We start from the raw sequence: 10,618 nt of genomic DNA, 5'->3' as shown, positions 1-10,618 counted from the left end.
TCACCATGGTCAGTGTCATGCGTTGCTGCACCGTTTGCGCATCCATCGATTTTCGGCCGCTGCCATCAAAGTACTGGTAAATATCTTTGTTGGGTTCAGACTTTTTAAGTTGTCCATTTTTCTTTTCGTAGCGGTAAAAACCTTTTTGATTCTTCCGCCCTTTATAGCCTTTCTCAAAAAGTTCCGTCGGTTTTTTACTGGGATGGATCCCGCGCTCAGAGAAAAGATCGCTGAGCACTTCCGTAATATGTGCAGCTACATCAATACCCACTTCGTCGAATAAGGCAGCCGGCCCCACAGGAAATCCAAACTGCTTCATATGTTTGTCGAGCTCATTGATAGAGATCCCTTCCTCCAGAAGCATGAGGGCTTCGTTCATAAAGGGCGCCAAAATACGAGTCGTATAAAATCCGGGGCCATCATTAACAACGATCACATGTTTGCCTTGCTGGATACCTACTTGTCGTGCCGTAGCCGTAACCCAATCGGCCGTTTTATCGGTCGTAATAATTTCTAACAACGGCATCTTGGGGACGGGCGAAAAGTAGTGCATGCCTACCACTTGTTCAGGGTGATGCGCTGCTTCAGCAATGTTGCTGATGGGCAGCGAAGAAGTATTAGAAGCAAAGATATAATTATCGGGCGTTACCTTCTCTACCTCTTTTATGATGGATTGCTTGAGATCCAGATCCTCAAAAACAGCCTCGATAACCAGTCCTATATTTTCGAATCCGTCATAGGTAGCTGTTGGAGTAACATGACTGGCAATGCGATCGCGTTCAAACTCAGAGATGATTCGTTTTTTACGCTTCTTATCAAGGTCATCCCAGATCGACTTTTTACCTTTTACAGCTTGTGCCACTTCCTGGTCCTTCAGTAAAACCCGATATTCGTTATTGGCACTTACATCTGCAATACCGGAACCCATAAGTCCGGCTCCAAGCACACCAATTTTTTGGATCTCTTGTGCTTGTTCTTCATCAGGATTTTTCTTTGCTCCCTGCATGGAAAAAAAGAGGTTGACCAAAGCCTTGGATTCGGGGGTGGCGGCAAGTTTGCCAAAGTTTTCAGACTCCAGCTTTAGTCCCGCCTGCATACCGTTTTCATATCCCTCCTGCACGCAGTCAATAATCTTTTCGGGCGCGGGATAGTTGCCCTTACTTTCTGATTTTGCTCGTTTACGGGCCTGTGAATATATGATTTTGCGCAGTGGGCTCATGCCCTCCATCAGCTGATGGACAAGGCTGCGTTTATCTTCTCGTTCAAACTTTCCACTGTTGATTTTAGCTACGGCTTTTTTTGCTGCTGTAAGCACTGCATCCCGATGGGTTAATTCATCTGCCAATCCCAATTTGTAGGCCTTTCGGGGATAGATATTTTTGCCGGTAAGCATATAGGTAAGGGCATTCTGTACGCCAATAAGTCGTGGTAGCCGTTGCGTTCCTCCTCCACCGGGCAAGAGTCCCAATTGAACTTCGGGTTGGCCCATTACCGTATCGGAATGCTCCGAAACTACTCGATAATTGCAAGCCATCGCTACTTCAAGCCCACCACCGAGACATGAACCGTGAATAGCAGCAACCACCGGTTTGGGATAGTTCTCCAGCTGTAGCAGTAGCTTATTTCCGCGTTGACTTAAATCCTCAATTTCTTCGGGAGCTTTCTTGTTTTTCAGCATTTCCACATCAGCACCCGCAATAAAATTATTCTTTTTGCCGCTGATTAACACCATACCGTCAATATCATCGGGATCGGTATTATCAAGTAGATCCTTGACTTCTGAGATCAACTCTTCGGTTAGTTTGTTAACTTTGGAATCGGCTTGATCCAGTGTTACTACTAATATGTTTTCTTGCTTTTCTGTGTTTAGATAACTCATAATATTATTCCTGAGTAATTTTTAAAGTCTTGATGTTAACCGTCGAAGCGTTCCAGGATGATCGCATGTCCCTGTCCGCCGGCTGCGCATGCAGCAACGAGTGCGAGCTCTCCATCTTCGTGATGTAGCCGATTGGCAGCCGTCGTCACCAGTCGCGTGCCGGTAGCCCCAAACGGGTGGCCCAGAGAAAGGGAGCCACCCCAGCAATTAAATTTCTCCATGGGAATATCACCCACTTTTTTATCGCGCTGCAGGTTGTCTTTGGCAAACTGGTCAGAGTTCAAAGCTTTAAGCACGGTAAGAATCTGCCCGGCAAATGCTTCATGAAATTCAAAAACATCAATGTCAGAAAGTTCCAGCCCCATCATATCCAAGACCTTGGGCGTAGCATAAGCAGGCCCCAGCAAGAGCTCGTCGACCGGATCCTGTGCCACATAGGTATATGCTTTTAGGATAGCCTTGGGGGTTAGCCCGCGATCTAAAGCCTCCTGTTTCTCCATGATGATGGAGGCTGAAGCGCCGTCGGTAAGTGCCGAGGAATTACCCGCCGTAATCGTGCCATGGGGCTTAATAAATGCCGGTCTTAGTTTTTCCAGCTTTTCCAGAGAGGTATCTTCGCGAAAGGTGTTGTCATGTTCAATGGCTTCAAAATCAGGGGGTATAGCCGCCGGTAACAGTTCTTGGTCAAGCCAGCCTTCGTTGGTTGCTTTGGCCGCAAGCTTGTGAGACCGCAGGGCATATTCATCTTGTGCTTGACGACTGATGCCAAATCGGGCAGCCATCTTATCACAACTTTCGCCCATAGTTTCGCCGGTAGAGAATTCTGAAATTGCCGGGATCTCGGGCAATAAGTGAGAAGGACGAAGTCCCTTGAAAAACTTCAGAAAATCACTGATCGATTTATACTTACGAGCATCAAGCAGCTTCTGACGAAATTTTTTGCGGAACCGGATAGGAATATCACTCATGGTTTCCGTACCGCCGGCCAGGATTGTTTTGGCTTGTCCCGACCGAATAAGTTCGATGGCGCTGGTAATAGCCTGATTGGATGAAATACAAGCCTGTGTGACCGTATGGGCTGGAACGTTGTTGGGAATACCGGCGCCCAGTGCTGATTCACGCGCAACGTTGCTCGTGTTCACATCCTGAATGACCGTACCCATAATAACGTGGTCAAGGTCTTTGCCGTTAATAGGGGCGCGTCCGATAAGCCCCTCAATAGCCATGCGACCCAAATCGTAAGCCATCATTTTTTTGTATCCGGTACCCGAACGTTGAAAGGGGATACGTCCGCCGTCAATAATTGCCGCTTCAAAAGGTGTGTGGTCTTGTGGTTGATCTGCCATAATAAAAATGTTGAAATGAGAACCAACGTATATGTAATTGTAACTAAGATGGTTGAATCAAAATCGTAAGTCAAGCATTAACTTAACAGTGTTAACCTTATTATAAATGACTGTGCTGAAATCTTCAATAAAATGTTTTGCCAGATAGTAGAATATCTGTATATTTGTGCTCTTCAAAATGGGCGCTTAACTCAGCGGTTTAGAGTGCTTCCCTTACAAGGAAGAAGTCGCAGGTTCGAATCCTGCAGCGCCCACTTTCAAAAATCTTTAAAGGATCGTTTCTTACGAAACGGTCCTTTTTTTATTTGACCATATTTGTTATTGCTGTTCATTATTGCAATTTCGGAATAGAATTCACTATTTATTCAATTGCAGAAAAAGAGTAAGAGAGATAATTGAAAAATAGGGATGATGGAAAGAGATCAGATTGAGATAAACTATAAAAAGGAGTTCAAATAGGGGTATATGTATTGACGCCATTTTTTTAGCCTTGTGCATCTATATGTTTCAGGCATTTGTGTTAGATTCACAAGAGGATCAGCTGCCGCTAGTTCCTGGATCTATTTTGGGACTCTGGGTTTGATCTTCTTAGCTATTATTGTCGGTTTTACTGCATTAGACGATGAATATCGAATGTTGAAAGAAGTAACCCTGGAAGAAATAGAGGAAGAACCTAAAACATTAACCGAGAAGGGACTTGGTATTGTTGGTACCTATTTTATTGCTGTTTTTATCTTGTTTTGGGCAATGAATAGATTTATTGATATGCGTGAGCTTGGCTTTACGTTGTATCTGATCATCCAAAATGTATATTTAGTCGATGTTATTTTTGGTGCTTTGTATCTATTTAAAAAAATCGAGAAGGATGACAACAAATTCCCACAGAATGAACCGGCACAGTCATGATTAAGAGGATTTTATAATATGGGTCAACGTTGATATAAGATAATCTGGGAGAAGGTATTGCAATATCAGTAGCAATCTATTTTATTAGAATCGGAAGGAAATTTTTTGTCCCCTTTTAGCGTTATAAAACAAAAGAACTAAAGCCTTTTTCATTTATGCCTGAGAAGATAGAGAAGTTTGAAGAAATGATTGAAGATCCTACCGCGCATCAACTTAAAGCTTATTACGATGCCAAAGAAAAAGCTTGTGTTGATGCTATGAAATCCACAAAATCAAAAAATCCCCATAATAAAGGTTCAAATCTGGCAGATTTTTGGGACTATGTGTATGATCAATTTTATGAAATACAATAAAGCATAGATTTATTTTATCATACATTTATTAAAGCTTGCAGAATTTTCTGCAAGCTTTTTTTATATACTCTTTCTGTTAAGATATCCCAATGATGATAGTGAGTATGTACATTATTTTATACATTGTAATATATAAGATATGTATGCTATCAAAAATTGTTTAAAAGTATATTTGATATGGATATTAAATTTGTAGATCGAGAAAAGATTTATACTTCAAAGAAAAGATCTTCGAAATTTAAACCCTTATTGGAAGCTCTTGATAAGCTGGAAGCAGGTGGCGATGCCATTGAGATAGATTATGAAGATGACAAAAGCGTCAACTCTATGCGAACGGCCGTTTATCAATATAACCAGGAAAAAGGGGTAAAAATTAAAACCGGAAAGGATTCGGAGAATAAAAAAATCTATTTTTACAGAGAACGATAACAGCATTGTTCACCGTTGTGGCTATACAATAGCTTTTTAATCATGATATTCTTCTATGGAAGGTGTTTCATCTGTTGATGACAGTCTGATGCAGGAAGAGGTTCTGGAGGGATTGTCAAAACCGCAAAAGCGGTTACCCAGTAAATTTTTTTACGATGAGCGAGGATCGGATCTGTTTGAACAAATTACTCTTCTTGATGAATATTATTTAACCGATTGCGAAAAGGAGATCCTGCAAAATGATATTAGCGAAATAGCTGATTGCATCGGTTTGGGTGTGATGCTGATCGAATTGGGAAGCGGAAGCAGCTATAAAACTCGATTTTTGCTCGAAGAGTTGTCAGGTCTGTCTACCTATATTCCCGTTGATATTTCAGAAGAGTTTCTGTTAAAGACCGTCAACGGACTGCGCCTGGAATATCCCAAAATATCTATTATTCCGGTGTTTGCAGATTATACTTCTCATTTCGAGTTGCCGATCTCCGGAAGTAATAATCAGAAACAGGTCGTATTTTTCCCGGGATCGACTATAGGTAATTTTAACCCGACTGAAGCCAAGGCCTTTCTGAAAAATATTGCAGAAATCACGGGCAAAGATTCTGAGATGTTGATCGGGGTAGACCTAAAGAAAGATGTTGAGGTGTTGGAAGCAGCTTACAATGACCCGCAGGGAATTACCGCCCGGTTCAATAAAAATATGTTGATGCATATCAATGATGAGTTGGATGCCAATTTTGATATCGAGTTGTTTGATCACCATGCTTTTTATAACCAGGAGGCCGGACGTATTGAAATGCACTTGGTATCATCCCAAAAACAGACGGTTACGATTAGTAATCAAAAGATTAGGTTTGAAAAGGGCGAATCTATTCATACTGAAAACTCATATAAGTACAGCTTGCAGGAATTTGAGGAGCTGGTTGGTGGTCGGTACTCGGTAGAAAAGGTTTGGACCGATGAAAGGGACTATTTCTCACTGCAATACCTGGTTAAAAAGTAGATGTCATGGAAAAAGTTGAGCCCGGGCCCCGACAAGAATCGGTATGGGATTATCCCCGACCTCCCAAAGTAGAGGATTGTGCCGCGGAGATTCGAGTTATATTCAATGGTGCGGAAATTGCACGTTCATCCCAAACGCAGCGCGTGCTCGAAACCAGTCATCCGCCCGTCTATTATATTCCCCAGCCGGATGTTCGCATGGAATGCCTGGAACCGATCAGTGGCACAACCTATTGTGAGTGGAAGGGGCAAGCAAACTATTATGATGTAGTTGTGGGTGATAAACGAGCTAACAAGGCTGCTTGGTGCTATCCCGATCCAACCGATAATTTTACCTCTATTGCAGGGAATATCGCATTTTATGCTCATAAAATGGGCGCTTGTTTTGTGGGAGATGAACAAGTAGACGCGCAGCAGGGTGGTTTTTATGGGGGATGGGTAACGAATGATATCGTAGGACCGTTTAAAGGGGAGCCCGGCAGTATGGGCTGGTAACAGAAAATATATAAATGTTATGATTCAATTTTTTAGAAATAATGCCGAGGAAGAATCAAGCCGTTCGTGGGGGTTCGTAGTGATGGTGGTTGCTGTCGGATTGATTGTAGGATCATTTATGGTGCAGGTAGCAATGGGATTGTGTCCCGTGCCTTGATACCCTGATACTGTGGAGCCCAAAAACGGTTTTTGCTGTTTGTCTAATTATTGTAGTATTGTGTGTGTAATATAATTAACAATGATTGTATATGGATGAGCAAAACCCGGGAAAAGCGACATTACAAGAACAGGTAGAGGAACACGAGTCTACCGTACAGCAAAAGTATGGCACCTTCGGCGGGGTATTCGTCCCAACCTTACTTACTATTCTGGGCGTTATCCTATTTTTGCGTCAAGGCTGGGTAATTGGTAATGCCGGTCTTTTGGGCGGGTGGTTAATTATTACGCTGGCCTTTATTATTGTGACATTTACGGCGCTTTCCATGTCATGTATTACCACTAATATTCGAATAAAAGCCGGTGGTGCTTATTCGATTATTTCACAATCTCTTGGCTTGGAGGTTGGCGGCAGTGTTGGAGTGCCTCTCTATCTTGCACAGACGTTTGCTATCACCATGTACATCTTTGGTTTCAGGGAGGGGTGGTTATATATCTTTCCTGATCATTATGCGATTATCGTCGATATTGTCGTATTCAGCTTACTGTTTACTGTGGCTTTTTTGAGTGCCAAGCTGGCCTTCCGTATCCAATATATTATTCTGGCTGTTATTGTCGGTGCGTTGATATCAGTGGGGGCTACCGTATTTACGGGTGCGATGGAGCAAAGTATTCAGTGGTGGGGCAATTTTCCCGGGGCGCCCGAAAATGATTTTCAGGGAGTGAGTTTTTGGGTGGTGTTTGCGGTGCTCTTTCCGGCGGCCACGGGCATCATGGCGGGAGCCAATATGTCGGGTGAGCTCAAGAATCCCAAGAAAAGTATACCGATAGGAACCCTCTCGGCTATTGCAATAAGTTATCTTATTTATATGGCTTCAGGATATTGGATGGCCAGAGTAGCGCCGGTTGATGAGCTGGTAAGCAATTATAATATAATGATTGATTACGCGCTCTGGTCGCCGGCCGTGCTGGGCGGTTTGCTGGGTGCTACGTTTTCATCGGCATTGGCCTCTATCGTGGGGGCGCCGCGTATCCTGCAGGCATTGGGAGATCATAAAATTTTCCCCGGTGGAGATATGTTTTCGGAACTTGCCGAAAATGGGGAGCCTCGCAATGCCATCTTGCTGACCGGCGGACTCGTTTTAGCAACGTTACTGCTTCGGGATTTAAATACCATTGCCCCGCTCATCACCATGTTCTTCTTGATCACCTATATGATGATAAACCTGGTGGTATTTATTGAGCAGCGAATGGATATGATCAGCTTCAGACCTACCTTTAGGATTCCCAAATTTGTGCCCTTCCTGGGGACAGTGGGATGTTTATTTACGATGTTTATCATCAATTCTACCTTTGGTCTTATTGCGCTGGGTTTTGTGATTATCACCTATCTGTATCTGTCAAACAGGAAGTTAAAAGTACCTTACGGTGATATGCGAAGTGGCCTTTTTGTTTCGCTTGCCGAATGGGCGGCTAAAAGAGTATCCTCCTTACCCGAAGATAATGAGCGTGCATGGAAAGCCAACCTTCTGGTTCCTGTCAGAAGTGCTCGGGAGCTGCGCGGTAATTTTAGTCTCATCAGAAATTTAGTTTATCCCAAGGGATCGGTAAAACTGGTGGGGATGTCCGAAGCGGGAAATGACGGCAATTTCAGGGATTCGCTGATGGATTTTGCGCTTTCATTCAACCGAGAGAATATTTACGCCCGTTGGAGTGTCATCGATTCGGACAATTTTAAGGAAGCGGTGCTAAATTCACTGCAAACATTGCAGGGCACCTTTTTTAAGCCCAATATCTTATTTTTGAGATTGTCTGCTCACAAACGATATGACGAAGAAATTCTATCGATCATTAACCAGGCCCGCCTCAATAAAATGGGGATACAGTTGTATGTTGAAGATACTATTGCCCAGCTTGGCCGAAGCGCTTCGGTGAATGTGTGGATTCATGAGCAGAGTCCCGACTGGGATCTGAGCATGGAGCTTGGTAATGTGGATCTGGCTTTGCTGACAGCCTATAAATTAAAAATAAATTGGAACGCCCAGATGCGCGTAATTACCGTTGTTGAAGAGTCCGAAGTGGAAGAAGCCTACCGTTACCTTGAGAATCTGCTTGATGTAGCCCGACTGCCGGATGCCGTGCCCCATGTTGAGATCGGATCATTCAAAGAAGCCATGCAAAGTGCTCCTCAAGCTGACCTGAGCCTGATGGGGCTGCCGGAAGATCCGGACCTCGAAGATCTGCGTTCCTTTGTGGATAAGACCCAGTCGGCTTGCGTGTTCGTTGCTGATTCGGGCAATGAAAATATTCTGGCGTAAGAGGTTCCACCCTAATTCCAAATTCTTACGACGCTTAGTCGCGCATCAGTTTTTTATACTGTACACGTTCGGGATGGTATTTTGAGCCCAGTCGTTTTTCGCGATTCTCTTCATATTCCGAATAGTTACCCTCAAACCAATACACCTGGCTGTTGCCTTCAAAGGCCAGCATGTGCGTAGCAATACGATCCAGGAACCAGCGGTCGTGGGATATGACTACGGCACAGCCTGCAAAATCGAGCAAGGCCTCTTCCAACGCCCGAAGGGTATGCACGTCCAGGTCGTTGGTCGGCTCATCTAAGAGCAGTACATTTGATTCCTGCTTCAGCATCTTTGCCAGGTGCACGCGGTTGCGCTCCCCGCCCGAAATTTCGCTGCATCGTTTCTGTTGATCACTGCCGCTGAAGTTAAACCGAGCGGTATAAGCACGCGAATTGATATCGCGATTGCCGAGCTTAACCGTATCTTTTCCTCCGGAAATTTCTTCCCAAATAGTCTTATCGGGATCCAGCGGACGTTTTTGATTCACGTAGCCCAGTTCCACACTTTCTCCGATTTCGATGGTGCCGTCGTCGGGTTCTTCTTCCCCGGTAATCATCTTAAAGAGGGTCGACTTCCCTGCCCCGTTGGGACCAATCACGCCCACAATGCCGCCCGGGGGCAGGCTAAAATTCATCTCTTCAATCAGCAGCCGATCGTCATAACCCTTAGACACATCATGTGCTTCAATCACTTTGTCACCCAGTCGCGGTCCGGCGGGGATAAAAATTTCCATATCCTCGCGCTGCTTTCGACGTTCTTCAGAAAGCAGTTCCTCGTAATGGTTGATCCGCGCTTTGCTTTTGGATCGCCGCCCTTTGGGATTTTGCTGTATCCACTCCAGCTCTTTCTGCAGCGTTTTCTGTCGCTTTGACTCCTGCTTCTCTTCTTGCTCCAGGCGTTTTTTCTTCTGATCCAGCCACGAGCTGTAGTTGCCTTCAAAGGGAATACCTTCGCCGCGATCAAGCTCCAGAATCCATCCCGCCACATTGTCAAGAAAATAGCGGTCGTGGGTTACGGCGATGACCGTTCCTTCATAACGGTCCAGATGCTGCTCGAGCCAGGCCACCGATTCGGCATCGAGATGGTTGGTAGGTTCATCAAGCAGTAATACATCCGGCTTTTTTAGCAGTAGGCGACACAGGGCCACGCGGCGTGCTTCTCCACCTGACAGGACTTCCACGGACGTATCACCGGGCGGGGTACGCAGAGCATCCATGGCTTGTTCCAGTTTACTGTCCAGATCCCAGGCGCCCAGGTGTTCAATCTTTTCCTGCAGTTTCTCCTGCTTTTCGATGAGCTTCTCAAAGTCGGCATCCGGTTCCCCAAAGGCCGCGTTAATCTCTTCATATTCAGCCAACAGATCGATCTGTTCTTGTACCCCTTCTTCTACAATCTCCTTGACCGTTTTATCGGGATCGAGCTTGGGCTCTTGTGGAAGCATCCCAAAGGTAATACCCTTGTTGCGTGATATTTTGCCTTGATATTCCTCGTCATGGCCAGCAATAATATTCAGCAGGGTACTTTTGCCGGAACCGTTGTTCCCCAGGACTCCAATTTTAGCACCATGAAAGAAAGAGAGGTATATATCTTTGAGCACGTAATTGTTGGGCTTGTAGACTTTGCTGACGCCCTCCATCGAAAAAATGACTTTTTGATCGCTCACGAGACTTGAATTAAGAATTTGGAATTATGAAT

Annotated in this window: 10 protein-coding genes and 1 tRNA gene; 8 read left to right on the top strand and 3 right to left on the bottom strand. The window is 44.6% G+C overall.

The features are described from left to right. Together ACQ76V_RS15140 and ACQ76V_RS15135 are read right to left on the bottom strand one after the other, a co-directional pair. Positions 1–1,879, bottom strand: a 1,879-nt coding sequence (locus ACQ76V_RS15140; RefSeq protein ID WP_441001357.1) for a 3-hydroxyacyl-CoA dehydrogenase NAD-binding domain-containing protein, incomplete at its 3' end; no start/stop codon positions are given. A 35-nt stretch (positions 1,880–1,914) separates the two neighbouring features. Continuing rightward, positions 1,915–3,225, bottom strand: coding sequence for an acetyl-CoA C-acyltransferase (locus tag ACQ76V_RS15135; RefSeq protein WP_441001356.1), 1,311 nt, complete (start codon positions 3,223–3,225; stop codon positions 1,915–1,917). 180 nt (positions 3,226–3,405) lie between these two features. On the opposite strand from ACQ76V_RS15135, the gene ACQ76V_RS15130 reads away from it, so the two are divergent. The 8 genes from ACQ76V_RS15130 (at position 3,406) to ACQ76V_RS15095 (ending at position 8,881) form a co-directional block, all read left to right on the top strand. Continuing rightward, positions 3,406–3,479 (top strand) — tRNA-Val (locus ACQ76V_RS15130). A gap of 379 nt (positions 3,480–3,858) precedes the next feature. Then, positions 3,859–4,131 carry a hypothetical protein gene (locus ACQ76V_RS15125; protein WP_441001355.1) on the top strand — a complete coding sequence of 91 codons (273 nt, stop codon included), beginning with the start codon at positions 3,859–3,861 and terminating at the stop codon, positions 4,129–4,131. Between the two features lie 155 nt (positions 4,132–4,286). Beyond that, positions 4,287–4,484 (top strand): hypothetical protein, encoded by a 198-nt coding sequence (locus ACQ76V_RS15120; protein WP_441001354.1) that lies wholly within the window; start codon positions 4,287–4,289, stop codon positions 4,482–4,484. Between the two features lie 177 nt (positions 4,485–4,661). After that, positions 4,662–4,913 (top strand): hypothetical protein, encoded by a 252-nt coding sequence (locus ACQ76V_RS15115; RefSeq protein WP_441001353.1) that lies wholly within the window; start codon positions 4,662–4,664, stop codon positions 4,911–4,913. A 55-nt stretch (positions 4,914–4,968) separates the two neighbouring features. Further along, on the top strand, positions 4,969–5,913 hold the full coding sequence (egtD, locus tag ACQ76V_RS15110; RefSeq protein ID WP_441001352.1) for an L-histidine N(alpha)-methyltransferase: 945 nt from the start codon (positions 4,969–4,971) through the stop codon (positions 5,911–5,913). 5 nt (positions 5,914–5,918) lie between these two features. Next, the gene (locus tag ACQ76V_RS15105) at positions 5,919–6,407 is read left to right on the top strand and encodes a DUF427 domain-containing protein (RefSeq protein WP_441001351.1); all 489 of its coding nucleotides are present in this window, start codon (positions 5,919–5,921) and stop codon (positions 6,405–6,407) included. 19 nt (positions 6,408–6,426) lie between these two features. Further along, positions 6,427–6,564, top strand: a complete 138-nt coding sequence (locus tag ACQ76V_RS15100; RefSeq protein WP_441001350.1) for a hypothetical protein — start codon at positions 6,427–6,429, stop codon at positions 6,562–6,564. A gap of 91 nt (positions 6,565–6,655) precedes the next feature. Beyond that, positions 6,656–8,881: an amino acid permease gene (locus ACQ76V_RS15095; RefSeq protein ID WP_441001349.1), complete on the top strand. Its 2,226-nt coding sequence runs from the start codon at positions 6,656–6,658 to the stop codon at positions 8,879–8,881. Positions 8,882–8,915: 34 nt separating this feature from the next. Here ACQ76V_RS15095 and ettA read toward each other — a convergent pair whose 3' ends face one another. Next, positions 8,916–10,586: an energy-dependent translational throttle protein EttA gene (gene ettA / locus ACQ76V_RS15090; RefSeq protein WP_441001348.1), complete on the bottom strand. Its 1,671-nt coding sequence runs from the start codon at positions 10,584–10,586 to the stop codon at positions 8,916–8,918. Positions 10,587–10,618: the final 32 nt, after the last annotated feature.

The sequence above is a fragment of the Fodinibius sp. SL11 genome (genome assembly GCF_052060035.1).
In the GTDB taxonomy this organism is placed as follows: domain Bacteria; phylum Bacteroidota; class Rhodothermia; order Balneolales; family Balneolaceae; genus Fodinibius.
Note: the sequence above shows the minus strand (reverse complement) of the source record. Positions and strands in the feature narration are given on the sequence as shown.

Excerpts from the sequence above, each read along its gene's own strand:
- ACQ76V_RS15135 (WP_441001356.1), bottom strand. The coding sequence starts at position 3,225 with ATGGCAGATCAACCACAAGACCACACACCTTTTGAAGCGGCAATTATT.
- ACQ76V_RS15125 (WP_441001355.1), top strand. The coding sequence starts at position 3,859 with ATGTTGAAAGAAGTAACCCTGGAAGAAATAGAGGAAGAACCTAAAACA.
- ACQ76V_RS15120 (WP_441001354.1), top strand. The coding sequence starts at position 4,287 with ATGCCTGAGAAGATAGAGAAGTTTGAAGAAATGATTGAAGATCCTACC.
- ACQ76V_RS15115 (WP_441001353.1), top strand. The coding sequence starts at position 4,662 with ATGGATATTAAATTTGTAGATCGAGAAAAGATTTATACTTCAAAGAAA.
- egtD (WP_441001352.1), top strand. The coding sequence starts at position 4,969 with ATGGAAGGTGTTTCATCTGTTGATGACAGTCTGATGCAGGAAGAGGTT.
- ACQ76V_RS15105 (WP_441001351.1), top strand. The coding sequence starts at position 5,919 with ATGGAAAAAGTTGAGCCCGGGCCCCGACAAGAATCGGTATGGGATTAT.
- ACQ76V_RS15100 (WP_441001350.1), top strand. The coding sequence starts at position 6,427 with ATGATTCAATTTTTTAGAAATAATGCCGAGGAAGAATCAAGCCGTTCG.
- ACQ76V_RS15095 (WP_441001349.1), top strand. The coding sequence starts at position 6,656 with ATGGATGAGCAAAACCCGGGAAAAGCGACATTACAAGAACAGGTAGAG.